Source organism: Amycolatopsis sp. YIM 10 (assembly GCF_009429145.1).
Classification (GTDB): domain Bacteria; phylum Actinomycetota; class Actinomycetes; order Mycobacteriales; family Pseudonocardiaceae; genus Amycolatopsis.
Window position 1 is genome coordinate 9,701,615 of sequence record NZ_CP045480.1, and the last position, 24,671, is coordinate 9,726,285.

Here is a 24,671-nt window from a genome sequence, read left to right on the forward strand (position 1 = left end):
CCGCGCTCATGGCCATAGGTCCTATTCTCCCAGGCGTGAGTGACGCCCAAGTTTCCGAGCTGTTCGACCCCGCCTCTTGGTCCGAGGTCGAAGGGTTCGACTTCACCGACATCACCTACCACCGTTCCACGGAGAGCCGCTCAGGCAAACGCGTCGTCCGGGTGGCATTCGACCGGCCGGACGTCCGCAACGCCTTCCGGCCGCACACCGTCGACGAGCTGTACCGCGCGCTCGACCACGCGCGGATGAGCTCGGACGTCGGCTGCGTGCTGCTCACCGGCAACGGCCCGTCGTCGCGGGACGGCGGGTGGGCTTTCTGCTCCGGTGGTGACCAGCGTATTCGCGGTCGGTCCGGGTATCAGTACGCGGACGGGGAGACCTCCGACACGGTGGACCCCGCGCGGGCCGGGCGGCTGCACATCCTCGAGGTCCAGCGGCTCATCCGATTCATGCCGAAAGTCGTGGTAGCGGTGGTGCCGGGCTGGGCGGCGGGCGGCGGGCACTCGCTGCACGTGGTGTGCGATCTCACGCTCGCCTCGGCCGAGCACGCGCGGTTCAAGCAGACCGACGCCGACGTCGGCTCGTTCGACGGCGGGTACGGCTCGGCCTACCTGGCCCGGCAGGTCGGGCAGAAGTTCGCCCGCGAGATCTTCTTCCTCGGCCGGTCCTACACCGGCGAGGAAATGCACCGCATGGGCGCGGTCAACGCGGTGTTCCCGCACGCCGAGCTGGAGGCCGAGGCGCTGCGCTGGGCGTGGGAGATCAACGGCAAGTCGCCGACCGCGCAGCGCATGCTCAAGTACTCGTTCAACCTGATCGACGACGGCCTGGTCGGCCAGCAGCTCTTCGCCGGGGAAACCACCCGGCTGGCGTACATGCAGGACGAGGCGGTCGAGGGCCGCGACGCCTTCCTGCAGAAACGCGATCCGGACTGGTCCGGCTACCCGTACTACTACTGATGCGGGTCGTCGCCGAGTTCTCGGAACTGCCGGGGGCACTGGCCGCGGCGCTGGACGGCGGTCCGGCGGTGCTGCCGGTCGGCGACCCCGCGCTGGCCGAGGCGATGCGGCCGGACCTGCCGGTCGAGGACGGCACCGCGGTGATCATCGCGACCTCGGGCTCGACCGGGGCGCCGAAGGGCGTGCTGCTGTCCGCGGCCGCGCTGCGGGCGTCCGCGGAAGCCACGCACGAGCGGCTCGGCGGGCCGGGTCGCTGGCTGCTCGCGACGCCACCGCAGTACATCGGCGGACTCCAGGTGCTGGTGCGCTCGATGCTCGCCGGGACCTCGCCGGTGGTGCTCGACTCGCGGGCCGGGTTCCGGGCGACGGACTTCGCCGACGGTGTGCGCGAGCTGGTCCGGCGGCCGGGGCCGCACTACAGCGCGCTGGTGCCGACACAGCTGTCGCGACTGGTGGACGCGGGGCCGGAGGTGACGCGTGAGGTCGCGCGACTGGACGCGATCGTGCTCGGCGGGGCCGCGCTGGACCCCGGGCTCGCCGAACGCGCGGCTTCGGCCGGCATCACCGCGGTGCCCGCGTACGGCATGAGCGAGACCGCCAGCGGCTGCGTCTACCAGGGCGTTCCATTGTCCGGAGTGGACATTCGCATCGGTGGCGGCGGCCGGGTGGAGATCGCCGGTTCCGTGCTGGCGCACGGGTATCGGCTCAACCCGGAGCTGACTGCGGAGTCCTTTGTGGATGGCTGGTTCCGCACCAGCGACCTCGGCCGGTTCGACGACGGGCGGCTGACGGTGCTCGGCCGCGCCGACGACGTGATCAACACCGGCGGGGTCAAGGTGCCCGCGGCCGCGGTGGAGCGGGCGTTGCTGGCGCACCCGTCGGTGCGGGCGGTCTGCGTGGTCGGCGTGCCGGATCCGGAGTGGGGCGAGGCCGTGGTGGCCGCGGTGGTGCCCGCGAAAGGCCCTCTTCCGGAGGACGAACTGCGGGCGCTCGTGCGGGCGGAAGCGGGCGCCGCGGCGGTGCCGAAGCGGCTGCTCGCGCTGGCCGAGCTGCCGCTGCGCGGGCCGGGCAAGGTGGACCGTAGCGGCGTTCGCACCTTAGCTGAACAGGGGTAACACGGTCAGGGATGGTTGATTGACAGATCACGTAGCGTGCCTTTGGCTGGCGTTCCGTGATCAAGAGAACCCGGGCGGTCACCCTGTGCGTGCTGCTCGCCCTGACCGCCCTGACCACCCCCGCCGTCGCCACCGGACCGGTGAGCTGGACGGTCGAACCACCGCGCGGCCGGATCGACCCGGTACCGGGCACACCGGCCAGTGCCTCACCACTGAGCATCGAGGAACTACCCGCCAAGCAGCTCCAGTCCGAAGTGGACACCGTGCGCGCGGAGTTCGGCGCGCCGGGAGTGGCGGTGGACCTCCGCGGGCAGCACCCGGACGGCCGGTGGACCGAATGGGTCGAGGCGCTGCCGGGCGCGCCGACCGTGCTGCCCGGCGCGACCCGTTCGGTGCAGGCGCGGCTGGTGCTGACCGGGCCGGTCGGCACGGCGGTCGGGCCGGTCGGGTTGACCGCCTGGCACGCGGGAACCGAGGTCACCGACCCGACGCTCGCCGCGACGTACCGGGTGTTCGCCACGCGTGAGGGCCTGGTCGGCGGGACCACCGCGAACGGGCACAAGATCGTGCAGCGGGACCATTTCGTGGCACTGCCGTCGCGGCGCGGGCTGGCGGGGAAGGGGCAGGGCAACTACTCGGTGAAGGTGTGCACGCCCGACCACGCGCGGTGCGAATGGGCACCGGTGTGGGACGTCGGGCCGTGGAACATCAAGGACGACTACTGGAGCGTCGAGCGGCTGAGCTGGGGTGAGCTGCCGCGCGGGCTGCCGCAGGCGCAGGCGGCGTACCAGCACGGGCACAACGGCGGGAAGGACCAGTTCGGCCGGAAGGTGGCGAACCCGGCGGGCATCGACCTGGCCGACGGCACCTTCTGGGACGGGCTGAAGCTGAAGGACAACGCCTGGGTGGACGTGACCTACCAGTGGACCGGCGGCGGTCCGTGGGGCACGGTGACCTCGCTGGACTCGCTGAACGTGCGCACCGGCCCGCACAGCGGCGAACGGCAGGTTGGCCTGGCGGCGCGGCACGCGCAGATCCGCATCGACTGCGCCGCGGCGGGGGAATCCGTCGACGGCACCGAAGGCACGAACGACCGCTGGTACCGGCTGGCGGAGGGCATGTACGTGTCGGGTGCCTACGTGCGACTGGCCCAGCCGCCGCCACCCTGCTGACCCTGCCGACCGGCGAAGAGCGCCGGTGACCAGAATGATCGGTATGGCGACGCTGACCGAATGGATCGAGGGGGCGCGGCCGCGAACGCTGCCGAACGCGGTGGCACCGGTGGTCGCCGGGATCGGGGCGGCGACGGCGCTCGACGCGTTCTCCTGGTGGCGCTCGCTGCTCGCGCTGGGCGTGTCGCTCGCGCTGATCATCGGCGTCAACTACGCCAACGACTACTCCGACGGCATCCGCGGCACCGACGCCGACCGCGTCGGCCCGCTGCGGCTGGTCGGCTCGGGCACGGCGAAGCCGAAGGCGGTGCTGGCCGCCGCGCTCACCTCGCTCGGGCTGGCCGGGGTGCTCGGGCTGGTGCTGGTCGCCGCGAGCGGGTACTGGTGGCTGCTCGCGCTGGGCGCGGTCTGCCTGCTCGGCGCCTGGTTCTACACCGGCGGGCGGCGCCCGTACGGTTACCACGGCTTCGGCGAGGTGGCGGTTTTTGTCTTCTTCGGCCTCGCCGCCGTGCTCGGCACGGTGTACATCCAGGCGGGCCGGATCAGCTGGCAGGCGCTGGCGTGCGCGGTGGCCGTCGGCTGCTTCTCCACCGCCGTGCTCACCGCGAACAACCTGCGCGACATCCCCACCGACGTCACCTCCGGCAAGCGCACCCTGGCCGTCCGCCTCGGCGACGAGGGCACGCGCCGGTTCTACCTGGTGCTGGTCGCCGTGCCGTTCGTGCTCAGCTTCGCGCTCGGCCTGCTCACCGACCCGCGGCTGGTGATCGGCGTACTGGCCGGCGCGCTGCTGATCCGCCCGGTCCGCGCGATCCGCTCCGGCGCCACCGGCCCCGGTCTGATCCCGGCGCTCAAGGACACCGGACTGGCCATGCTGGCCTGGTCCGTGCTCACCGCACTGGCGCTGGTGCTCAGCTAGGCGGCAGGAACTTGCCGCTGGTCAGGAACTCCTCCATGGCGGCTCGGTGCGGGGCGAGGTCCATGCCCTGCGCGGCGACCCAGTCGTCGTTGTAGTAGGTGTGCGCGTAGCGGTCGCCGCTGTCGCAGAGCAGGGTGACCACGCTGCCGGCCTGGCCCTCCGACACCATGCGCGAGATCAGCTTGAACGCGCCGTAGAGGCTGGTACCGGTCGAGCCACCGGCCCAGTGCCCGGTGTGCTCGCGCAGCAACCGGATCGCCGCCAGCGAGGCCGCGTCCGGCACCTGGAACATCTCGTCGATCACGTTCGGCACGAACGACGGCTCACAGCGGGGCCGTCCGATGCCCTCGATCCGGGACGGCATGCCGGTGGCGTAGTCGAGCGCGCCGGTCTCCCAGGCGCCGTAGAACGACGAGTTCTCCGGGTCGACCACGGCGATCTTGGTGGTGTGCCGCCGATAGCGCACGTACCGGCCGAAGGTGGCGCTGGTCCCGCCGGTTCCCGCGCCGACCACGATCCAGGCTGGCACCGGGTGCCGCTCGGCGCGCAGCTGCGCGAACACCGACTCGGCGATGTTGTTGTTGCCGCGCCAGTCGGTGGCCCGCTCGGCGTAGGTGAACTGGTCGAGGTAGTGCCCGTTGCACTCGGACGCCAGGCGCTCGGCCTCGGTGTACATCTCGGCCGGGATGTCGACGAAGTGGCAGCGCCCGCCGTAGAACTCGATCAGCGCGACCTTCTCCGGACTGGTCTTGCGCGGCACCACGGTGACGAACTCCAGGCCCAGCATCCGCGCGAAGTACGCCTCGGACACCGCGGTCGAGCCGCTGGACGCCTCGATCAGCACGGTGTCCGGGCCGATGTGCCCGTTGACCAGGCCGTAGAGCAGCAGCGAACGGGCCAGCCGGTGCTTGAGCGAGCCGGTCGGGTGCACCGACTCGTCCTTGAGGTAGAGGTCGACACCCCACTCCGGGGGCAGCGGGAACACGTGGAGGTGGGTGTCGGCGCTGCGGTTGGCGTCGGCCTCGATGATGCGCACGGCCTCACGGGTCCACGCGCGGTTCTGCTGGCTCATTCCGCTTCGCTCAGGTCGCCCCGGAGCTGGGCCCGGAGCTTCGCGCGCTCACGGGCCCGGTTCTCGTTGCGCTTGGCCAGCTGGGCGGTGACCCGGGTGTTCAGGCCGCGGAAGGCGAGCAGCCCCAGCGGCAGGCCGACCACCAGGCCGACCGCCAGCGCCACCAGCAGCGGCACGTTGACCAGCAACAGGAGCGCGGCGACCACGGCCACCAGGCCGAAGCGCGCGAGCAGGTACAGGGTCAGGTCACGACCGAGGTGGCCAGGAACAGCAGCGTCACTCACATCTATGCAGGTTACGCGCCATCTTCGGCGGCTTCGTCCAGGCCTTCGTTGTTGGGCCTGCCCTCGAAGCGGGTGGACAGCACCACGGTGGTGCGCGTGCGGGCCACCCCGTCGATCCGGCGGAGCCTGCCCAGCGTGCGCTCCAGCTCGTCGACGGTGGACACGCGGACCTTGACCACGAACGCCTCGTCACCCGCGACGGCGTAGCAGCTCTCCACCTCACCGAGGCTGCCGAGCGCTTCGGCCACGTCCTCGTCGGCGGCGGTGTCGGTCGGCTGGATGCCGACCAGCGCGGTCACACCGAGGCCGACCGTGCTCGGATCGACCACCGCGTGGTAGCCGGTGATCACCCCGGCCGCCTCCAGCTTGCCGACGCGCTCGTGCACCGAGGACGCCGACAATCCCACGGTCCGGCCCAGCTCGGCGTAGGTCGCCCTGCCGTTGAGCCGCAGCGCGGCGATGATCCTGCGATCGAGTGCGTCCATAGCGGCTCACCCTAACCAGGCGCGCCCGGCCCGGCCCCGATGTCCGAGTCGCGGCGTTTATCCCTTACTACCTCTTTACTCTTCGACAACCGTTCGAGTACCTGCCGGGGTAAGTGCGACGATTGCCCCGTTGAGAGCCGGCTACCTACCTACCGGTATAGCCGCGAGGTCGTGAAGGAGGCGGAAAGTGACCGCGACCGTCGGAGGACGACTGCTCACCCCGGGTGAGGTCGCCACATTGTTCCGAGTCGATCCCAAGACCGTGACCCGCTGGGCCACCGCCGGGCGGATCGGTTCCATCCGCACCCCGGGCGGGCACCGCCGGTTCCGGGAAGCCGAAGTCAACGAACTGCTCGCCGAGCTCACCACGGACGCCAGCGAGCCCGCTCGCCGCGTCTGACCGGCCCGCGAACCAACGGGGATGTCTCACGACATCCCCGTTCGCATGTCACGAGGCGGGGGGCATCAACCCCACGCCACCCGCAAACCCGGCAAAAGGGTTAACCTCGGGGGAAGCACATCCGCGCACCAGAGCCTGAAGGGATCGAGCATGCTCTACCTGCTCGCGGCGATCGGAGCACTGACGGTCGCCGTTGTCCTGTGGCGAACGTTCGGCGCCCCCCGCCCCGGAGTCCCGTCGTCACAGCCCCGCGTCGCCCCCGATGACGACCCGGACTTCCTCCGTGGTCTAGCCGAACAGCAGCGGCAGAAGGGCCGCGACGAGGACGAGCAGAAGTAAAACCGGGCTTTACCGTTCGACGGCGAAACCGTCCGCGACGGTCGCCGCCAGTTCCAGCAGGGCCAGCCGGGTTTCCGCCTGCAGGCGGTCCAGTTCGATCTCGGCGCCCTCTTCCAGGTGCGGGTCGAACGGGATGCGGCACACCCCGCGCACCCGCGCGGCGAAGTGCGCGGCGAGCTTGTCCAGATCGACCGAGCCGCCCTTCGGCCGCACCGAGTTGATCACCGCGACCGAGCGTTTGACCAGGTCGCCGTACCCGTGGGCGTCGAGCCAGTCCAAAGTGGCCGAAGCGCTGCGCGCCCCGTCCACCGAACCGGACGAGACCACCACCAGCGCGTCGGCGACGTCGAGCACGCCCTTCATCGCCGAGTGCATCAGGCCGGTCCCGCAGTCGGTGAGCACGATGTTGTAGAAGTGCTCCAGCAGGTTGACCGTGCGCCGGTAGTCGTCCTCGGAGAACGCCTCGGACACCGCCGGATCCTGCTCGCTGGCGAGGATCTCCAGGCGGCTCGAGCCCTGCGAGGTGTAGGACCGGACGTCGCTGTAGCGCGTGATCTTGTCCGCGTCCCGCAGCAGGTGGCGCACGGTGGCAGTGGTCTCGATCGGGATCTTCTGCGACAGCGTGCCGCGGTCGGGGTTCGCGTCCACCGCGACCACCCGGTCCCCGCGCAGCGAGGCGAAGGTGGCGCCGAGCGTGGTGGTGGTCGTGGTTTTGCCGACGCCGCCCTTCAGGCTCAGCATGGCGATCTTGTAGCAGCCCCGCAGCGGCTGGTTGACCTGCGCGATCAGTTCCCGGCGACGCCGGTCGGCCGGGCTCTCGCCCGGGTTGATCAGCTTGCCGGACCCGACGTACAGCGCCTTGCGCCAGCCGGACTGCGGGCGGCGCCTGGTCGGCTTGACCAGGTGCGCGGTGGTCAGGTCGTCGCCGGGCAGCGGCTGTCTGCCGTGCTGCGGCTGGGGCAGCATGCTCGGCGGCAGCTGGGGCGCCGGCGGCCCCTGCGGTGTCTGCGGCTGGGGCAGCGGCGGCAACGGCTGCTGGTCGTAGGCGGGCTGCCCGTACTGCTGCTGCTGTTGTGGGTGCAGCGGGGGCAGTTGCTGGTCGTACGGGTCGGCGTAGGGCCGCTGGTACGGCGGCACCTGCGGCACTTCGTACGGCCCTGACGTAGACCCGGGGGCCCCGGCGGCCGGGTGCGGTGCCGAGTCGGTGCGTTCCTCGGAGAAATGCGCCTGGTCAGGCGGTGGGGGCGCGGGCTGCCACTGGGTGGGCTCGTCCCCCGGTTCCGGCTGCTGACCGGGCACTTCGTCAGATCCGGTCACCTTCGCGATCCTCCAACTCCCTCACGTCGCACTGGCACGACGGTAGCCGGGATCCGCGGCGGATGTCAGCCGACCCCGGCGTACGAGTGCAACCCGGTGGTGACGAGGTTCACGAAGAACAGGTTGAACACGGTGGCGGCGAAGCCCAGCACGTTGATCCAGGCCGCGCGGTTGCCCCGCCAGCCGGCGGTGGCCCGCGAGTGCAGGTAGGCGGCGTAGATCACCCAGGCGATGAAGGCGACCGTCTCCTTCGGGTCCCAGCCCCAGAACCGGCCCCACGCGGCCTCGGCCCACACCGCGCCGCACAGCACGCCGAAGGTGAACACCGGGAAGGCGAACACCGTGGTCCGGTAGGCGACGCGGTCCAGCACGTCCAGCGCGGGCAGCTTGGGCCCGAAGCGGGCGAACTTCGCCGGGTTCTTCTCGTGCTGGCCGCGGATCAGGTAGAACACGCTGGCCACGCCGGGCACCAGGAACACCCCGGAGGCGACGATGGCCGCCGAGACGTGGATGACCAGCCAGTACGACTGGAGCGCGGGCTGCACCGGCGCGGCCACGGCGTAGAGCATGGTGCCGCCGATGAACATCAGGATGACCACCGGCAGCAGCACGAACGCCGACAGGTGCCGGATGTCCGACTTGCGCAGCACCACCAGCCAGGTAGCCACGGCGATCAGGCAGACCGCCATGATGTATTCGTACATGTTGCCCCAGGGCACGCGGTGCGTGGCGACTCCGCGCAGCACCAGCGCGGCCAGGTGCAGCAGCACGCCGAGCACGGTCAGCGCGACACCCATGCGGCCGATGCGCTCGGCCCGCTCACGCCGGGATGGGGCCTCGTCCACCGGGGGCACGGTGGTGGCGAGCACGGCCGTGCCGCCGCCGACCAGCGCGGCGCTGCGTTCCTTGGTCCGCTGCGCGGCCTGCCTGCCCTTGCGCCCGAAGGACTGCTCGACCAGGAAGAACATCATCGCCAGCACGTACACGGCAACCGATGTGGTGTAGGACAGGTCGCTGAACTGCGACAACGTCTCGTTGACCATGCGCTAGTCGTCCTTCTTCTCGTGGAGCGAGACCGCGATCCGGTTGAACTCCTCGCCGTAGCCTGCCTGGTCCGTCCTGGCCAGCCCGGCCACTTCTACTACAGTACGTCGTAGCTCATCGCCATCGGCGGGCGGGGTGATCCGCACCCAGAACCGGCGCCGCTTGACCACCAGCGAGCCGACCAGCCCGAGCAGCATGGCGATCGCGCAGACCAGCACCCACATCTGCGTCGGGTCGTAGGAAACCTGGAGCGAGGCGTAGTTCTCCACCCCGTCGAACCGGATCTTGGTGCCGTCGTCCAGGGTGATGTCCTGGCCCAGCATCAGGTTCTCCCGCGCCACCTTGACCAGCCGCCCGCTGTCCACCATGGACTGGTTGACCTCGAAGATGGACTGCCCGCGGCCGGAGTCGATGCCGAGGTCACCACGCAGCACGTCCACCGCGACACCGGGATCGGTGAGCACCGGGCTCGACGAGCTGAGCACGTTGCCGTGCACGAAGGCGGTCGGCGCGAACAGGCCGGTGATCGCCAGCTGCTTCTTCCGGCGTTCCTCGGTGTCGGCGATGCCCGGCGGGTCGAACTTGGTCGCGCCCTCGGAGAGCATCGTGCCCGGATCGACCAGGCGCCACTGGATGGTCTGCGTGCGGGTGGTGCCGTCGGGATAGGTGACGGTGAACTTCGGCGCGTAGCCGTAACCGAGCACGTAGACGCGGTCCTCGCCCATGCGCAGCGGCTCGTTCATCTTGACCTGGTACGGGTGCCAGGTGCCGCTGTCCAGGTCCGCGCCGGTCTGGTACTCGATGTCGGCCTGGTAGTGGATCGGCTGCAGCTGCTCGGTGTACTCCGCGGTGAACTTGTTCACCTTCACGCAGAACGGGTTCAGCTCGGTGCCGTCCACCTGGAGGCCGGGCTCGAAGGCGTCGTAGGCGTAGATGCCGGAGTTGCAGAACTGCGAGCCGTTGGCCAGCACGGTGACCTGGCCCTCGTAACCGAACATCTTGCCGATGGCGAAGAACACGATCAGGCCGAGCATGGCGAAGTGGAACAGCAGGTTGCCGGTCTCACGCAGGTAGCCGCGTTCCGCGCTGATGGTGCGGACGCCGCCCTCCTCCTCGCGCTCGATCTTGCGCCAGCCGCGCAGTCGCGTTCGGACGGTGGCGGCCACCTCGTCGGCGGTGGCCTCGGTCTCGAAGTGGTGGTGGTGCGGCATGCGCGCGAGGCGGCGCGGGGTGAGCACCGGCTTCGCCCGCATCGCGCGCACGTAGTCGACGCTGCGCGGGGCGAGGCAGCCGACCAGCGACACCATCAGGAGCAGGTAGATCGCCGAGAACCAGACGCTGGAGTAGACCTCGAAGAACTGCAACCGGTCGAGCAGCTCGCCCCACCAGCCGTGGTTGGTGATGTACTCGTCGGTCTTCGGCGCGTTCAGCGCGCGCTGCGGCAGCAGTGCGCCCGGCAGCGCGGCCAGCGCCAGCAGGAAGAGCAGGATCAGCGCGGTGCGCATGGAGGTCAGCCCGCGCCAGGTGTTGCGGACGAAGCCCAGCGCGCGCCGGAGCGGGGTCTCGCGGTACGGGCGCTTAGTGGTCACCACCGGAAGTCCTTCGGGGTCTCGACGGCCCAGCTTCCCGCCGGCCGCACCGCGCCAAGGCCCGAGTACGGCCAGTACGAGGACCTTCGCGCGGCACGCCCAGCGGAAACCTGGATCCGCCGATACCCGCGAAGGACTTCCGATGGCAACCACTCAGGGGGCGCGTCCGAGGTGACCGTCACAGTGGCAGCTCCACTTCGCTGATGAACGCCACCCGCAGCCAGCCGACCAGCTCGCCCCACAGCCCGGTGACCAGCAGCAGGCCGACCACCAGCAGCAGCGCGCCGCCGAAGATCTGCACGCGGCGGCCGTTGCGGCGCAGCCAGCCGGTGGCGCGCACGGCCCACCGCGCGCCGAGCGCGATCAGCAGGAACGGCACGCCGAGGCCGAGGCAGTAGAGCAGGATCAGCAGGAAACCGCGGGCCGCGGTGTCGCCGGTGGAGCTGGCCAGCACCAGCACGCCGGTCAGGGTCGGGCCGATGCACGGGGTCCAGCCGAGGCCGAAGACCGCGCCGAGCAGCGGCGCCCCCCACAACCCGCCGCGCGGCACCCGGTGCGAGCGGACGTCCTTCTGCAGCGCGGGGATCAGGCCGAGGAACACCAGTCCCATGGCGATCGTGACCACACCGCCGATGCGCTGCAGCAGGTCCTGGTTGACCAGCAACGCGTCCGAGATCCAGACCAGGCTGCCAAGACCGAGGGTGAAGACCACGGTGAAGCCGAGAATGAACAACCCGGCCGCGCCGACCACGGCGAAGCGGCCCTTCTTCGGCGCTTCGTCGGTGCTGACCGCGGGGGCGTCCGCGCCGACCAGCGCGGACAGATACGCGAGGTAGCCGGGTACGAGCGGCACCACGCACGGCGAGGCGAACGAGACCGCCCCGGCCAGCAGGGCCACCCCGGCGGCGAGCAGCAGCGGACCGGAGGTCGCTAGCTCGGTCACTGGGTCCACCCGATCAGGGTAAGGAATGAAAAACCCGTGAACCCGACCGGTACGTGCTTACTCCGCCGCGAGGCGCTGGACCACCGGTACCAGGTCGCTGGCGAGCAGACCGCGCAGGAAGACCATGGCCACCCGGTGCTGCTTGTCCAGCACGATCGTCGACGGCACGGCGTTGCGCGGATAGCCCTTGAGCATCAGCAGCGACCGGCCCGGCGGGTCGTAGATGGACGGGTAGGTGAGACCGTGGTTGCGCACGAAGTCCTGCGGCGCGTTGCGGTTGTCCTCGCGGACGTCGAGGCCGAGCACCTGCACCCCGGGCACCTCGCGCTGCACCTTCTCCAGCTCCGGCGCCTCGGTGCGGCAGGGCGGGCACCACGAACCCCAGAGATTGATCACCACGACCTTGCCGGGGAAGTCCGCGACCGCGATCTGCTTGCCCTCGGTCATCAGGTCCTCGCCGGACAGCGGCGGCAGCGGCTTGCGCTGGTCGCCTTCGTAGCTGATGTCGATCTGGCCACCCGGTGACACGAACTCGAAGTTGGTCCCGCGGGTGACCGCGTCGGACCCACTGGTGCAGCCCGCCACCAGCAGCGCCAGCGCGGCGAGCGAAGCGGTGAGCTTTCTCATGCCCCGGTCACCTTCGGATCGGTGTACCCGGCCGGTTCGCTGTAGACGATCCGGTCGAGGCGGTCGCCTTCGAAGACCAGGCTGGTCAGTGAGGCCAGCGAGCACTGCCGCTGACGCGGGTCGTGCCAGAGCACGCGCCGCTCCAGGAACCGCCGCAGTGTCCAGATCGGCAGCTGGTGCGACACGCACAACGCCTCGAAGCCCTCGGCCTCGACGCGGGCGCGGTGGATCGCGCCGAGCATGCGGTGCGCGATCTCCACGTACGGCTCGCCCCACGACGGCTTGAACGGGTTGACCAGCTTCGGCCAGTGCCTCGGCTGCCGCAGCGCGCCGTCGCCGACGGCCACCCGCTTGCCCTCGAACCGGTTGCCCGCCTCGATCAGCCGCTCGTCGGTGGCCACGTCCAGGCGGTGCGCGTCGGCGATCGGCGTGGCGGTCTCCTGCGCGCGCTGCAACGGCGACGCCACCACGTGCACGATCTGGTGCCCGGCCAGCGCCTCGGCCACGGTGAGCGCCTGCCGCTGCCCGCGCCCGGACAACCGGAACCCGGGCAGGCGGCCGTACAGAATGCCCTCGGGATTGTGCACCTCGCCGTGGCGGAGCACATGCACGATCGTGGTCATGACGCCTGCTTCGCGGCTGCGGCGGCCTCCGCCGCCGGGGTCAGCGCGGCTTCGATCTGCTCGAACACCGCGTCGTCCATGGCGGCGTTGACGAACCACGCCTCGAACGCGCTCGGCGGGGCGTAGACACCGCGTTCGAGCAGTGCGTGGAAGAACGGCGGGAAGCGCCAGGTCTCGGCGGTGGTCGCGGCGTGGTAGTTACGCACCGGCTCCTCGGTGAAGAACACGCTGACCAGGTTGCCCGCGTACGCGACGTGGTGCGCCACCCCGGCTGCCGACAGCGCCCGGCCGAACAGCGCGCCGAGGCGCTGGGAGTTCGCGTCGAGCGCGCGGTAGACCGACTCGTCGGCGTTGCGCAGCGTGGCCAGGCCCGACGCCACCGCCACCGGGTTCCCGGACAGCGTGCCCGCCTGGTAGACCGGGCCGGTCGGGGCGAGGCGGGCCATCACGTCCGCGCGACCGCCGAAGGCCGCCGCGGGCAGCCCGCCGGACATGACCTTGCCGAAGGTGTAGAGATCGCCGGGCACGGCCTCGAGGCCGAACCAGCCCGCGGCGCTGACCCGGAACCCGGTCATCACCTCGTCCATGATCAGCAGCGCGCCGTTGGCGTGCGCGATCTCACGCAGCGCGGCGTTGAAGCCCTGGTCCGGGGCGACCGCGCCCATGTTGCCCGCGGCCGCCTCGGTGATGATCGCGGCGATTTCGCCGGGGTTTTCGGCGAAGGCGGCCCGCACCGCGTCGATGTCGTTGTAGGGCAGGACGATCGTGTCCGCGGCCTGCGCACCGGTGACGCCCGGCGAGGTCGGCAGGCCGAGCGTGGCCACCCCGGAGCCGGCCTGGGCGAGCAGCGCGTCGACGTGCCCGTGGTAACAACCGGCGAACTTGATGATCTTGGACCGCTCGGTGAAACCGCGGGCCAGCCGGATCGCGCTCATCGTCGCCTCGGTGCCCGAGTTCACCAGGCGGACCTGCTGCACCGGCTCCACCCGGCCGATGATCTCCTCGGCCAGCTCGACCTCGCCGATGGTCGGCGTGCCGAAGGACAGCCCGGCGGTCGCGGCTTCACGGGCGGCCTCGACCACGGCGGGATGCGCGTGCCCGAGGATCATCGGCCCCCACGAGGAGACCAGGTCGACGTATCTGGTGCCGTCGGCGTCCCAGAGGTACGCGCCCTCGCCGCGAACCATGAACCTCGGCGTTCCGCCGACCGCGCTGAACGCGCGCACCGGCGAGTTGACCCCACCGGGGGTGGCGGCCGACGCGCGCGCGAACCATTCCTTGGACTGTTCGACTGTCACGTTCGCCAGTCTGACAGAGCAGACCGGCGGCCGGGTCACCCGCGGCCGGGCGGACGCTGACCGCCTTGGCCGCCTTCCGGCCGGATGACCAGCTCGCCCTGCCCCGGTTGCCGGGCGCGGTTGCCGCCACCCGGCACCGCCGACGGGCCTTCCGAGGAGGACGGTCCGGAAAGGAGCGCGTGCGTCCACGCCCCCGCGCCGAAGACCACCACAAAAACCACCAGCGCGGCCAGCACCAGCGTGATGCGACTGGTCGGCCGGGCCGCCCGCGCCAGGTCCGCGTTGAGGTCGCCGATCGGCTCGTTGACCACCGCCGCCGCCTCGGCTGCCGAAAGTTGTTGTGTCACAGCGATTCCTCCTCGTGTCGAAGGGCGTCGATGGGCCGCAGACCGGCGGCCCGCGCGGCCGGGTAGCTGCCGAAGAACAGGCCGATCAGCGCCGAGACCACAAAGGCCGGCACGATCGATGACGGCACCAGCACCGGAGTGATCCCGGCGACGTCGAACCGGCTGCCCGCCACCCCGAGCAGCACACCCAGCAGGCCGCCGAAGAGACTGAGCAGGGTCGCCTCGGCCAGGAACTGCCCGAGGATCGCCGCGCGCGGGGCGCCGATGGCCTTGCGGATGCCGATCTCGCGGATCCGCTCGGTGACCGTGACCAGCATGATGTTGGTCACGCCGATCCCGCCGACCAGCAGCGAAATCGCCGCGACCGCGGTCAGCAGCACGGTGAAGGTCTCGGTGGTCGACTGACTCGCTTCGAGCAGTTCCGCCGAGTTCTGCACGGAGAACGCCTCCGCGTCGGACAGCCGCGCGGTCAGGATCGCGGTGATCTCCGCCTGCGCCAGTGAAACCGCGTCGGGCGCGGCGGCGCGCACGACGATCTGGTCCAGGCTGCCGTACCCGGTCAGCGAATCCTGCACGGCGGTCAGCGGCGCGATCGCCACTTCGTCGGCGTTGCGCTCGCCGGTGCTGCCCTTCTCCGCCAGCACACCGACCACGGTGAACTCGATGCCGTCGAGCAACACCTTCTGCCCCACCGGATCGGCCCGGCCGAACAACTCCTCGGCGACGGCCGGGCCGAGCACCACCACCTTGCGCGCGGCGGTCACGTCCTCGGCGGTGAACAAGGCACCCCGCGCCGGCACCCGGTTCGTGGTGGTGAAGTACTCGAGATCGGTACCGGTCACCGCGGGCAGGTCGTAGCTGGTCTGCCCGGCGACCGCGGTGGCCTGGGTGGACACCACCGGCGAGGCCGCCTGGACATCGGGTGCCCCCAACGGATCCACCAGCGCTTTGGAGTCCTGTGTGGACAGTTTACGGGCGTCGGGGCCGCGGGCCGGGGTCACCGCCAGCACGTTGGTGCCCAGGCCCTCGATGCTCTCGGCGACCTTGGCCGAGGCGCCGTTGCCGACGGCCACCAGCAGGATCACCGCCGCCACGCCGACGGTGATGCCGAGCGTGGTCAGCGCCGAGCGCAGCTTGTTCGTGGTCAGCCCGCGCGCGGCGAACCGGAGGACCTCCACGTCACCACCCCGTCTCGTCGGAGACGATCCGGCCGTCACTGACCCGGATCACCCGGCGGGCGTGCGCGGCGACCTCGTTCTCGTGCGTGATCACCACGATCGTCCGGCCCAGCGCGTGCAACCGGTCGAACACGCCGAGCACCTCGGCGGTGCTGGCCCGGTCGAGATTGCCGGTCGGCTCGTCGGCCAGCAGCAGCGCCGGCGCGGTCACCAGCGCCCTGGCCAGCGCGACGCGTTGCTGCTGCCCGCCGGACAGTTCACTGGGCACGTGCTTCGCGCGATCGGTGAGGCCGACCAGTTCCAGCGCGGCCATCGCCCGCGCCCGCCGCTGGGCCCGGCGCAACCCGGCGTACCCCAACGGGAGCTCCACATTGGACAGTGCGCTGACCCTGGGCACCAGGTTGAACGACTGGAAGACGAAGCCGATCTTCCGGTTGCGCAGCAAGGAGAGCTGACTCTCGCGCAACGCACTCACCGGCACCGAATCGAGCACGTACTCCCCGCTGGTCGGCACATCCAGGCAGCCGAGCACGTTCAGCAGCGTGGACTTGCCGGAGCCGGAAGCTCCCATGATCGCCACGTACTCACCGCGCGGCACCACCAGATCCACCCCGCGCAACGCGTGCACGGCGGTTTCCCCGTCGCCGTAGGTCTTGTGCAGACCCCTGACCTCTATGACGGTCACTGGCGTGCCCCGGCCGCCTGCAGCACCACCTGGTCGCCTTCGCTCAGTCCCGACTTGACCTCGACCAACGCCTGGCCGCGCACCCCGAGTTCCACCCGCACCGGCACGTCCTGGCCGTCGCGGCGCACCAGCACCGTGCCGCCGCCCGGTACCGCCGCGGCGGGCACCGCCAGCGCGTTCTTCGCTTCGGCGACGGTGATCGACACGCTCGTCGACTGGCCGGGCCGCAACCCCTCCGGCGGCTCGGACAACTTCAGCTTGGCCGGGTACGTCACCGTGTCGCCGCTCTCCGCCGGGGTCAGCGCGATCGACTCCACGGTCGCGGTGATCTCCTTGCCGGACAACGCGTTGACCGTGACCGTGGCCTGCTGGCCCGCCTTCACCTTCGCCGTGTCGACCTCGGCGATCGACGAGTCCACCAAGTAGTTCCGGAGATCGGTGAGCACCACGAAGCCGGAGCCGCCGTTGCCGACCTGCTGCCCGACGTAACCGTTGATCGTGGTGACCGTGCCCGCGCCCGGCGCGGTCAGCACGGTGTTCGCGACCGCGGTTTCGGCGTCGGCCACCTCGATTTCGGCCTGGTCCACCTTGGCCTGCAGCGCGGCGCTGGTCTCCGGCGCGTTCGCCAGCTCCTCCTCGGCCGCGGCCAGTTCGCTCCGCGCCAGGTCCAGCTTCCGCTCCGCCTGCGCACTGTCCAAAGTGGCCAGTCGCTGCCCGGCGGTGACGGTGTCGCCGACCGCGACCTCGATGGTGGCCACCTCGCCGGCGGTGCCGAAATCGGCGTTCGCCGTGTACGCGCTGGCCACCGTGCCTGCCGCGGACACCGACTCGGTGACGTCCGCCCTGGTCACCGGGGTGGTCCGGGACTGCGCCTGCGCGTCCCCCTCGGCGGGCGCGAACGCCTGGTACGCCCCGAACGCGGCACCGCCGAGCGCCAGGACGAGCACCCCGTTGATGACCCAGGTACGGCGCTTTGTCATGCGGCGACGCTGGCCGCCGAAGTTGTTGGCGCGCTGGGAGTCAGCTGTGCGCGGGCTGTGGATCCTTGCGCGGCTTGCGCGGGCGGGCACGCGCCGCGAGCACGAACTGACGCACCGCGTCCACCACCAGCAGAGCCGCCGCCAGGCCGAGCACGATCGCGGCGAGCACCCAGTTGCCCGCGTAGTGGAAGGAGGTCAGCTCGGCCCCGTCCGAGGCGCGGACGCGCACCGTGCTGATCGAAGCCGACCAGGCCATCGTCGCCAGCCAGACAGCCACCCCGGCGAGCACCAACTCGACCACCGCCACGATGGCGCGCCACGGGCGGTGCAGGCTCTGGGGAGTCGTCGCGGGCTCCGGCGGCCAGTCCGGCTCGGTTTCACTCACCGTCAGACTCTCTCACGATGCCGGTGACCCTGCGCAACGCGGCGCGCAACTTTTCGGCGTCACGCGCCCAGGCCACCACCACGCTGCCGTCGTCGAGCCGGAGCGGCAGGTCCTCGAACTTCCGGGGCACCGCCGGGCCGCCGCCGAGCACCTTCGCCCCGACCGGTGTGCCGACGTCCTCGAGTTCCTTGATCCGTTCGACCGGCAGGCTTTCGCGGCCCTGCCACAGCGCCTCGGTGGTCACCTTGACGCTGAGGAACCGGCGCCGCGCGTACACCCAGAGCATGGTCACGCCGAGCAGCGCCAGCCCGACCAGCACCCACTCGATGCCGTGCACCGGGCCGCCCGCGAGCAGTTCGAGCCCGAAGCCCACGAGCGCGAAGCCGGGGCCCCACAACAGCGGCGCACCCCCGGCTCCCGGCTCGTCGAGCAGCACCCGGGGCTCGGTCACCGCTTCGGCAGCTTCGGGAAGTAGGGCTGCACGCTGGGCAGGTAGAGGCAGACGGTGGCGGCGATGATCAGCGCGCAGGCCAGCAGCTTGGCCTCGTTGGTGAAGAACAGCACCTGGAAGACCACCGTCACCACGGCGAGCACGGTCAGCACGGTGCGCGCCGAACGGGTGCCGTCCTTGGCCTTCCAGGCGAACAGCAGGAACAGCGCGGCGAACACGATCGCGCCGACCAGGAAGGTCCACAGCACCGTGGTGATGCCGCCGGCCACCTGCTCCGCGGTCAGCCGCTGGTCGCGGGGCAGTCCCAGGGTCAGGTCGATGATCTGCTGCTTCATCACCAGCGAGAGCGCGAAGCCGATCACCATCACCGCGCTGGCGCTGATCCACAGGTACCAGGACACCTTCACCGGCTGCGGTAGCGGACCCGCCGGTTTCGCGGTCTCCTCCCCGGACACGGCTGGTGCCTTGGGCAGACCTTCGGGCTCGGGTTTCTCGCTTGGCTCGGTCACGGCGGTGACTCTAGTTTCCTTGCCCCGTCAGTCCAGCCAGCGCGCCGCCTCGGCGGCCCAATAGGTGAGGATCGAGTCGGCACCGGCGCGGCGGATCGAGGTCAGGACCTCCAGCACCGTCGCTTCGCGGTTCAGCCAGCCGTTCGCCACCGCGGCCTCGACCATCGCGTACTCACCGGAGATGTTGTACGCGGCCACCGGCACCGGCGAGACCTCGGCGGCGGCGCGCACGATGTCCAGGTAGGCGAGCGCGGGCTTGACCATCACCATGTCCGCGCCCTCGGCCACGTCCAGTTCGATCTCGCGCAACGCTTCCCGCGCGTTGCCCGGGTCCTGCTGGTAGGTCTTGCGATCGCCCTTGAGCTGCGAGTTGACCGCCTCGCGGAACGGGCCGAAAAAGGCGCTGGAGTACTTCGCGGAATAGGCGAGAATTCCGGTGTCGGTGAATCCGGCGTCGTCCAGCGCACGGCGGATCACGCCGACCTGGCCGTCCATCATCCCGCTCGGGCCGAGCAGGTGCGCGCCCGCCCGCGCCTGGGCCAGCGCCATTTCGGCGTAGCGCTCGAGGGTGGCGTCGTTGTCCACGCCGCCGTTCGCGTCGAGCACGCCGCAGTGACCGTGGTCGGTGAACTCGTCGAGGCAGGTGTCGGCCATCAGCACGGTCTCGTCGCCCAGTTCGGCCTTGAGATCGCGGAGCGCGACGTTGAGGATGCCGTTCTCGTCGGTGGCCCCGGAGCCGATGGCGTCGTGCTGCTCCGGAATGCCGAAGAGCATCAGCCCGCCGACCCCGGCGCGCACGGCCTCGACGGCGGCCTTGCGCAACGAGTCGCGGGTGTGCTGGACCACGCCGGGCATGCTCGCGATCGGCCGCGGCGCGTCGGCGCCCTCGGCCACGAACATCGGCAGGATCAGCTGCCGCGGGCGGAGCGTGGTCTCACTGACGAGGCGCCGCATCGCGGGGGTGACACGCAACCGGCGGGGACGATGCTCGGGAAACACCCTTATGACGGTACTCCCCGCAATTCCGGGGAATTGCGGGGAGTACCCGAAATGCTTTTAATGACGCTTCGTCAGAAAATAGTCGCGTCATTTTCTGACAAAGCGTCAGCAAGTGAAACTACGAGCGGCGAGCGCGCTTGGCCTTGCGCGGCGGCGGCAGCGCGCCCTCGGCCCGCAGGCGGGCGGCGTGCGCGGCGAGCGCGTCCACCAGCGCGGTCACGTTCGGGGTTTCCGGCTGCACGTCCACGCGCAGGCCGAACTCGGTCGCCGTCTCCGCGGTCTTCGGGCCGATGCAGGCCACCAGGGTCCGGGTGTGCGGCTTGCCCGCGATGCCGACCAGGTTCCGCACGGTGGACGACGAGGTGAAGCACACCGCGTCGAACCCGCCGGTCTTGATCATCTCGCGGGTCTCGGCTGGCGGCGGGGCGGCCCGGACGGTCCGGTAGGCCGTCACGTCGTCGATCTCCCAGCCGCGCTCGCGCAGCCCGGCGGACAGCGTCTCGGTGGCGATGTCCGCCCGCGGCAGCAGCACCCGGTCGACCGGGTCCAGCACGTCGTCGTAGGGCGGGAACTCGGCCAGCAGGCCTTCCGAGGACTGCTCACCGGAGGGCACCAGCTCGGGAATGATGCCGAACGAGCGCACCTTCGCCGCGGTGGCCTCGCCGACGCAGGCGATCTTCACGCCGGAGAACGCCCGCGCGTCCAGGCCGAACTCCTCGAACTTCTCCCACACCGCGCGCACCGCGTTGGTGGAGGTGAACACCAGCCACTGGTACCGGCCGTCGACCAGGCCCTTGACCGAGCGCTCCATCTGCGCCGGGCTGCGCGGCGGCTCGACCGAGATGGTCGGCACCTCGTGCGAGGTGGCGCCGTGGCTGTGCAGCCGGTCGGCCATGTCGCCAGCCTGCTCCTTGGTGCGCGGGACCAGCACCTTCCAGCCGTACAGCGCGCGCGACTCCCACCAGGACAGCTTCGAGCGCTGCCCGGCGGCCTGCCCGACGGTGACCACCAGCGGGCCGACCAGCTCACCGGCGTCGGCCGAGAGCGAGGCCAGCGTGGAGTCCACCGTGCGCTGGGTGTTGATGGTGCCGTTCGAGGTGACCGCGACCGGGGTGGCCGGGGCCAGCCCGTGCTCGGTCAGCCGGGAGGCGGCTTCGGCCAGGTGGCTGGAGGTGGCGTGCAGCACCAGCGGGGCGCCGGTGCCGGCCAGCGCGGCCCAGTCGACCTCGCCGCGCACGTCGACCTCGATGTGCGTGCCGCCGAGCGCCACACCGGCGTAGGCGGGCACCGCGGCACCGGGCGAAACGCCGGGCACCACGTCGAACACGGCGCTGGTTTTGGCCACGGCCTGCACCTCGGCCACCGCGGCGGACTGGGTCAGCGGGTCACCGGCGACCAGCCGGAGCGTCAGCCGGCCCGACTTGGCCTCGTTGACCAGGTCCTTGGCCACCTCGGCCGGGTCCCCCACCGCGGGGCGCACCTCGGCGTCGGGGTGGGCGAAGGCCAGCACACCGGCGGGCACGTCCGGATCGGTCACCACGACCTCGGCCTTGCCCAGCAGCTCCTGGGCACGGACGGTCAGCAGACCGGCGTCGCCGGGGCCCGAGCCCACGAAGGCGACGCGCCCGGTGGTCTTGCGCGCGGGGGTCATCTCTACGTCTCTCCTCTTTACAATCGGCCGCTGCACACCTCGGCCATCTGGCAAGCATTCTTCCCCGCCGAGCAGGGAAAACGAGAATCAGTTCGCGGTCAGCGCGCCCGCGCCGAGGTCGAGCAGCTCGGCGGCCAGCTCGCGGCCGAGCTTCTCCGCCTCGTCCTTCCCGGCCACCGCGGAGGCGCGGAGCATGTCCACCGCCTCGCCGTCACCGCCGACGGCCGCGGTGCCCCGCAACGAAACCCGCTCGATCACCGAGCCGTTCTCGTCGAGGTCCTCCACCACCTCGGCCAGCGCCCCCACCGGGGCACTGCACCCGGCTTCCAGCGCGGCCAGCATGGCCCGTTCCGCGGTCACCGCGATCCGGGTGGCTTCGTCGTCCAAAGTGGACTGGAGCAGCTCGGCGACGTCGGTGTCATCCGCCCGGCACTCCACCGCCAGCGCGCCCTGGGCGGGCGCGGGCAGCAGCTGGATCGGGTCGAGCGTCTCGGTGATCTCGGCGAGCCTGCCCACCCTGGCCAGCCCGGCCCTGGCCAGCACCACGGCGTCGAGCTCACCGCCGGACACCTTGCCCATGCGGGTGTCGATGTTGCCGCGGATCGGCACGATCTCCAGGCCGAGGCCGAGCGCGCGCAGCTGCGCGGTGCGCCGCGGCGAGCCGGTGCCGACGGTCGACCCCGGCGGCAGTTCGCCGAGGGTGAGGCCGTCGCGGGCGATCAGCGCGTCACGCGGGTCGGCACGCGGCGGGACCGCCGCGATCACCAGTCCCGGCGCGGGCGCGGTGGGAAGGTCCTTGTAGGAGTGCACGGCGACGTCGATCTCACCGGCGGTCAGCGCGTCACGCAGCGCGGAGGTGAACACCCCGATGCCGATCTCGGTGATCGGCGCGCTGGAGCGGTCGCCGGGGGTGGAGATGGTGACCAGCTCCACCTGGGCGCCGGCGTCTTCCAGCGCCTTGGCCACGGTGCCGGTCTGGGCCAGCGCGAGCTTGCTGCCGCGCGTGCCGATCCTGATGGTCCTGCTCAATTCGGTTCACCGTTGGTTTCTTGTGGATCAGAAGGACGCGCGACCACCTGCGGCGCGGCGGGATCGAGCTCGAACAGCTCGCGCAGCGCGCTGGCGTAGTCGGTTCCGGCGTCCTGTCCGGCGAGTTGCTTCACGCGCACGGTCGGCGCGTGCAGGAGCTTGTCCACCACGCGGCGGACGGTGCGGCCCAGCTCCTCGCGGACCGTGGTGTCGAGTTCCGGCAGCCGGTTGTCCAGCCGCAGCAGCTCGGCGTCGACCACCTCCGCGGCCCGCTTGCGCAGGGCGGTGACGGTCGGGGTGACCTCGGCGCTGCGCTGGCCGGCGAGGTACTCGCGCACCTCGTCCAGCACGATGCCGGTGGCCTTGGCGAGCTGGCGATCGGTCTCGGAGGTACCGGTCGCCGCGCTCATCCGGCGGCGCACGGTCTCCAGGTCGACCACCCGGACGCCGGCCAGCTCGGCGACGGCGGGTTCGACGTCCCTCGGCAGCCCGAGATCGCAGATGACCAGTTCACGGCCTTCGCGCGGGAGCACGTGGGAGGTGTCGAGCACGGCGTCGGCGGCACCGGTGCTGGAGACCACCACGTCCGCCCTGGCGACGGCCGCGGTCAGCTCGGTCATCGGCACCGCGGCGGCGGGCACGCCCTGCTCGGCGATCGACGCGGCCAGGCGCTGGGCGTTGACCAGCGTGCGGTTCGCCACGGTGATCGAGCCGATGCCCGCCTTGCGCAGGTGCGACCCGGTCAGCGCGCCCATCGAACCGGCGCCGACGACCAGCGCGTGCTTGCCCTCGATCTCACCGGCCGCACGCAGCGCCTCGGACACCACGGAGGCGCCCAGCTCGCCGAGGCCGGTCTCGGTCTGCACGCGCTTGCCGACGCGCAGCGTGGTCTGGGTCAGCTCGTGCAGCACACGGCCGACCGTGCCCGCCTCGCGCGCGGTGGCGTAGGCGGCGCGGACCTGGCCGAGGATCTGCGTCTCGCCGATGACCATCGAGTCCAGGCCCGAAGCCACCGAGAACATGTGCTCGACGGCGGCACCGGCGTAGTGCACGTAGAGGTTGTCGTACAGCGTGGCGGGTTCGACCCCGGCCTGGCGCGCGAGGACCGCGGAGACGTCGGACAGGCCGCCGTGGAAGGCGTCGACCACCGCGAAGACCTCGATGCGGTTGCAGGTCGAGAGCACCATCACCTCGGCGATGTGCTCGGCCTGCTGCAGCTCGTGGAGCACCTTGCCCAGCTCGGCGGCGGGCACGGCGGCCCGCTCCAGCATGGTCAGGTCCGCGGTGCGGTGGGAGAGCCCGATGGCCAGAATGCTCACGATCGCACCACCATGCCGTTGTCCGCCACGCCGTTCACACCCGCTTCTTCGTCGGCCCTGCGCGCCACGTGGAACGAAAGGATCTGCAGTTCCACCGCCAGGTCTACCTTGCGAACCTCGACGTGCGGTGGAGCCTGGAGCACCACCGGCGCGAAGTTGAGGATGCACTGCACACCGCCGGCCACCAGCCGGTCGCAGACCGACTGCGCGGCGGTCGGCGGGGTGGCGATCACGCCGATGGAGATCTCACGCTCGGCGCACACCTTCGGGATCTCGTCCAGGTGCGACACCGGCAGCCCGCCGACCGGCACGCCGATCAGGTCGGGGTCGAGGTCGAACAGGGCCTCCACCGGGAAACCGCGGCCGGGGAAACCGCCGTAGTTGGCCAGCGCGTGGCCCAGGTTGCCGATGCCGACCACGGCGACCTTGTGCTTGCGGGTCAGCCCGAGCGTGCGCTCGATGTGGCCGACCAGCACGGAGACCTCGTAGCCGACCCCGCGCGTGCCGTAGGAGCCCAGGTAGGACAGGTCCTTGCGCAGCTTCGCCGAGTTGACCCCGGCGGCCGCGGAGAGTTCTTCGCTGGAGACCGTGGTCGCGCCCTGCTCGGCCATCGCGGAGAGCACCCGCAGGTAGACGGCGAGGCGGGCGACGGCGGCTTCGGGAATGGACTTGGCGCGGACCGGGTCGGCCACGCCGTTCACCGGCGCGTCCGGCACGGTCGGCATCTCGGCGGTCGGCGCGTTGTCGGCGTCGGGAGTGCCCGCCTGCCTGGCCGAACCACCTCGGCGGCCCCGCTGTGCGACCACGCCTGATCTCCTCGTTGATGCCGTTCCTGCTGACAGATCCAGGTTGAAAAATCAACCCTTGACCCGGCGGGCGACTCAGTGTTCGATACCCGGCGCCGCGCGGGGCGATGGCACTACGGTAGCCACTTGTGAACGCATGCACAAAG

28 protein-coding genes are annotated in these 24,671 nt (G+C 71.1%); 6 read left to right on the forward strand and 22 right to left on the reverse strand.

The genetic code is table 11. The features are described 5' to 3' along the window. Positions 1-35: 35 nt before the first annotated feature. The 4 genes from YIM_RS45000 to YIM_RS45015 are packed head-to-tail and all read left to right on the forward strand — an operon-like array spanning position 36 to position 4,165. Positions 36-959: a 1,4-dihydroxy-2-naphthoyl-CoA synthase gene (locus tag YIM_RS45000; RefSeq protein ID WP_153036152.1), complete on the forward strand. Its 924-nt coding sequence runs from the start codon at positions 36-38 to the stop codon at positions 957-959. Further along, positions 959-2,074, forward strand: coding sequence for an o-succinylbenzoate--CoA ligase (gene menE / locus YIM_RS45005; RefSeq protein WP_153036153.1), 1,116 nt, complete (start codon positions 959-961; stop codon positions 2,072-2,074). The genes YIM_RS45000 and menE overlap by 1 nt, the downstream gene beginning before the upstream one ends. A 56-nt stretch (positions 2,075-2,130) precedes the next feature. Then, positions 2,131-3,246: a hypothetical protein gene (locus YIM_RS45010; RefSeq protein WP_228004406.1), complete on the forward strand. Its 1,116-nt coding sequence runs from the start codon at positions 2,131-2,133 to the stop codon at positions 3,244-3,246. A gap of 43 nt (positions 3,247-3,289) precedes the next feature. Further along, positions 3,290-4,165 (forward strand): 1,4-dihydroxy-2-naphthoate polyprenyltransferase, encoded by an 876-nt coding sequence (locus tag YIM_RS45015; protein WP_153037666.1) that lies wholly within the window; start codon positions 3,290-3,292, stop codon positions 4,163-4,165. Here YIM_RS45015 and YIM_RS45020 read toward each other — a convergent pair. The 3 genes from YIM_RS45020 to YIM_RS45030 are packed head-to-tail and all read right to left on the reverse strand — an operon-like array spanning position 4,158 to position 6,006. Beyond that, on the reverse strand, positions 4,158-5,237 hold the full coding sequence (locus YIM_RS45020) for a PLP-dependent cysteine synthase family protein (RefSeq protein WP_153036154.1): 1,080 nt from the start codon (positions 5,235-5,237) through the stop codon (positions 4,158-4,160). The two genes, YIM_RS45015 and YIM_RS45020, sit on opposite strands and share 8 nt — an antisense overlap. After that, positions 5,234-5,521 carry a DUF4229 domain-containing protein gene (locus YIM_RS45025; protein ID WP_153036155.1) on the reverse strand — a complete coding sequence of 96 codons (288 nt, stop codon included), beginning with the start codon at positions 5,519-5,521 and terminating at the stop codon, positions 5,234-5,236. Before YIM_RS45025 ends, YIM_RS45020 begins: the two co-directional genes overlap by 4 nt. An 11-nt stretch (positions 5,522-5,532) precedes the next feature. Then, on the reverse strand, positions 5,533-6,006 hold the full coding sequence (locus tag YIM_RS45030) for an Lrp/AsnC family transcriptional regulator (protein ID WP_153036156.1): 474 nt from the start codon (positions 6,004-6,006) through the stop codon (positions 5,533-5,535). Positions 6,007-6,193: 187 nt separating this feature from the next. On the opposite strand from YIM_RS45030, the gene YIM_RS45035 reads away from it, so the two are divergent. Both YIM_RS45035 and YIM_RS45040 read left to right on the forward strand, forming a co-directional pair. Next, entirely contained in the window at positions 6,194-6,406 is a 213-nt protein-coding gene (locus YIM_RS45035) for a BldC family transcriptional regulator (protein ID WP_153036157.1), read from the forward strand. Between the two features lie 150 nt (positions 6,407-6,556). Next, positions 6,557-6,745, forward strand: a complete 189-nt coding sequence (locus tag YIM_RS45040) for a hypothetical protein (RefSeq protein WP_153036158.1) — start codon at positions 6,557-6,559, stop codon at positions 6,743-6,745. A gap of 9 nt (positions 6,746-6,754) precedes the next feature. On the opposite strand, the gene YIM_RS45045 is transcribed toward YIM_RS45040, so the two are convergent. The 19 genes from YIM_RS45045 to YIM_RS45135 all read right to left on the reverse strand — a co-directional run bounded on the left by YIM_RS45045 (position 6,755) and on the right by YIM_RS45135 (position 24,525). Continuing rightward, entirely contained in the window at positions 6,755-8,062 is a 1,308-nt protein-coding gene (locus YIM_RS45045) for a MinD/ParA family protein (RefSeq protein WP_194239960.1), read from the reverse strand. Between the two features lie 65 nt (positions 8,063-8,127). Beyond that, the gene (gene ccsB, locus YIM_RS45050; RefSeq protein WP_153036159.1) at positions 8,128-9,105 is read right to left on the reverse strand and encodes a c-type cytochrome biogenesis protein CcsB; all 978 of its coding nucleotides are present in this window, start codon (positions 9,103-9,105) and stop codon (positions 8,128-8,130) included. A 3-nt stretch (positions 9,106-9,108) separates the two neighbouring features. Further along, a complete protein-coding gene (locus YIM_RS45055; protein ID WP_370468932.1) occupies positions 9,109-10,698 on the reverse strand; it encodes a cytochrome c biogenesis protein ResB in 1,590 nt (529 codons plus the stop codon). Between the two features lie 175 nt (positions 10,699-10,873). Then, positions 10,874-11,647, reverse strand: coding sequence for a cytochrome c biogenesis CcdA family protein (locus tag YIM_RS45060; RefSeq protein ID WP_153036160.1), 774 nt, complete (start codon positions 11,645-11,647; stop codon positions 10,874-10,876). Positions 11,648-11,695: 48 nt separating this feature from the next. Beyond that, positions 11,696-12,265 carry a TlpA disulfide reductase family protein gene (locus YIM_RS45065; protein ID WP_153036161.1) on the reverse strand — a complete coding sequence of 190 codons (570 nt, stop codon included), beginning with the start codon at positions 12,263-12,265 and terminating at the stop codon, positions 11,696-11,698. Further along, positions 12,262-12,888 (reverse strand): histidine phosphatase family protein, encoded by a 627-nt coding sequence (locus tag YIM_RS45070; protein WP_153036162.1) that lies wholly within the window; start codon positions 12,886-12,888, stop codon positions 12,262-12,264. The genes YIM_RS45065 and YIM_RS45070 overlap by 4 nt, the downstream gene beginning before the upstream one ends. Continuing rightward, complete coding sequence (gene hemL, locus YIM_RS45075; RefSeq protein WP_194240384.1) at positions 12,885-14,195, reverse strand: glutamate-1-semialdehyde 2,1-aminomutase; 1,311 nt, start codon at positions 14,193-14,195, stop codon at positions 12,885-12,887. The genes YIM_RS45070 and hemL overlap by 4 nt, the downstream gene beginning before the upstream one ends. Positions 14,196-14,221: 26 nt before the next feature. Then, positions 14,222-14,533, reverse strand: a complete 312-nt coding sequence (locus YIM_RS45080; protein WP_153036164.1) for a hypothetical protein — start codon at positions 14,531-14,533, stop codon at positions 14,222-14,224. Continuing rightward, entirely contained in the window at positions 14,530-15,711 is a 1,182-nt protein-coding gene (locus YIM_RS45085; RefSeq protein ID WP_153036165.1) for an ABC transporter permease, read from the reverse strand. The genes YIM_RS45080 and YIM_RS45085 overlap by 4 nt, the downstream gene beginning before the upstream one ends. Position 15,712: 1 nt before the next feature. Further along, positions 15,713-16,396 (reverse strand): ABC transporter ATP-binding protein, encoded by a 684-nt coding sequence (locus YIM_RS45090; RefSeq protein ID WP_153036166.1) that lies wholly within the window; start codon positions 16,394-16,396, stop codon positions 15,713-15,715. Then, positions 16,393-17,376, reverse strand: a complete 984-nt coding sequence (locus YIM_RS45095; protein WP_153036167.1) for an efflux RND transporter periplasmic adaptor subunit — start codon at positions 17,374-17,376, stop codon at positions 16,393-16,395. The genes YIM_RS45090 and YIM_RS45095 overlap by 4 nt, the downstream gene beginning before the upstream one ends. Positions 17,377-17,416: 40 nt before the next feature. Next, complete coding sequence (locus YIM_RS45100; RefSeq protein WP_153036168.1) at positions 17,417-17,761, reverse strand: hypothetical protein; 345 nt, start codon at positions 17,759-17,761, stop codon at positions 17,417-17,419. Beyond that, positions 17,754-18,212 carry a hypothetical protein gene (locus YIM_RS45105; RefSeq protein ID WP_153036169.1) on the reverse strand — a complete coding sequence of 153 codons (459 nt, stop codon included), beginning with the start codon at positions 18,210-18,212 and terminating at the stop codon, positions 17,754-17,756. Before YIM_RS45105 ends, YIM_RS45100 begins: the two co-directional genes overlap by 8 nt. Beyond that, entirely contained in the window at positions 18,209-18,721 is a 513-nt protein-coding gene (locus YIM_RS45110; RefSeq protein ID WP_153036170.1) for a hypothetical protein, read from the reverse strand. The genes YIM_RS45105 and YIM_RS45110 overlap by 4 nt, the downstream gene beginning before the upstream one ends. 27 nt (positions 18,722-18,748) lie before the next feature. After that, entirely contained in the window at positions 18,749-19,720 is a 972-nt protein-coding gene (gene hemB / locus YIM_RS45115) for a porphobilinogen synthase (protein ID WP_153036171.1), read from the reverse strand. A gap of 118 nt (positions 19,721-19,838) precedes the next feature. After that, entirely contained in the window at positions 19,839-21,371 is a 1,533-nt protein-coding gene (locus YIM_RS45120; protein WP_153036172.1) for a bifunctional uroporphyrinogen-III C-methyltransferase/uroporphyrinogen-III synthase, read from the reverse strand. Between the two features lie 87 nt (positions 21,372-21,458). Next, the gene (hemC, locus tag YIM_RS45125; RefSeq protein ID WP_194239961.1) at positions 21,459-22,400 is read right to left on the reverse strand and encodes a hydroxymethylbilane synthase; all 942 of its coding nucleotides are present in this window, start codon (positions 22,398-22,400) and stop codon (positions 21,459-21,461) included. Continuing rightward, the gene (locus tag YIM_RS45130; protein ID WP_153036173.1) at positions 22,397-23,719 is read right to left on the reverse strand and encodes a glutamyl-tRNA reductase; all 1,323 of its coding nucleotides are present in this window, start codon (positions 23,717-23,719) and stop codon (positions 22,397-22,399) included. Before YIM_RS45130 ends, hemC begins: the two co-directional genes overlap by 4 nt. Continuing rightward, positions 23,716-24,525 carry a redox-sensing transcriptional repressor Rex gene (locus YIM_RS45135; protein WP_153036174.1) on the reverse strand — a complete coding sequence of 270 codons (810 nt, stop codon included), beginning with the start codon at positions 24,523-24,525 and terminating at the stop codon, positions 23,716-23,718. Before YIM_RS45135 ends, YIM_RS45130 begins: the two co-directional genes overlap by 4 nt. Positions 24,526-24,671 lie beyond the last annotated feature (146 nt).

What these genes read in the sequence shown, in the direction of transcription:
- menE (WP_153036153.1), top strand. Translation starts at nt 959, where the DNA reads ATGCGGGTCGTCGCCGAGTTCTCGGAACTGCCGGGGGCACTGGCCGCG.
- YIM_RS45015 (WP_153037666.1), top strand. Translation starts at nt 3,290, where the DNA reads ATGGCGACGCTGACCGAATGGATCGAGGGGGCGCGGCCGCGAACGCTG.
- YIM_RS45020 (WP_153036154.1), bottom strand. Translation starts at nt 5,237, where the DNA reads ATGAGCCAGCAGAACCGCGCGTGGACCCGTGAGGCCGTGCGCATCATC.
- YIM_RS45030 (WP_153036156.1), bottom strand. Translation starts at nt 6,006, where the DNA reads ATGGACGCACTCGATCGCAGGATCATCGCCGCGCTGCGGCTCAACGGC.
- YIM_RS45040 (WP_153036158.1), top strand. Translation starts at nt 6,557, where the DNA reads ATGCTCTACCTGCTCGCGGCGATCGGAGCACTGACGGTCGCCGTTGTC.
- ccsB (WP_153036159.1), bottom strand. Translation starts at nt 9,105, where the DNA reads ATGGTCAACGAGACGTTGTCGCAGTTCAGCGACCTGTCCTACACCACA.
- YIM_RS45065 (WP_153036161.1), bottom strand. Translation starts at nt 12,265, where the DNA reads ATGAGAAAGCTCACCGCTTCGCTCGCCGCGCTGGCGCTGCTGGTGGCG.
- YIM_RS45070 (WP_153036162.1), bottom strand. Translation starts at nt 12,888, where the DNA reads ATGACCACGATCGTGCATGTGCTCCGCCACGGCGAGGTGCACAATCCC.
- YIM_RS45095 (WP_153036167.1), bottom strand. Translation starts at nt 17,376, where the DNA reads ATGACAAAGCGCCGTACCTGGGTCATCAACGGGGTGCTCGTCCTGGCG.
- YIM_RS45120 (WP_153036172.1), bottom strand. Translation starts at nt 21,371, where the DNA reads ATGACCCCCGCGCGCAAGACCACCGGGCGCGTCGCCTTCGTGGGCTCG.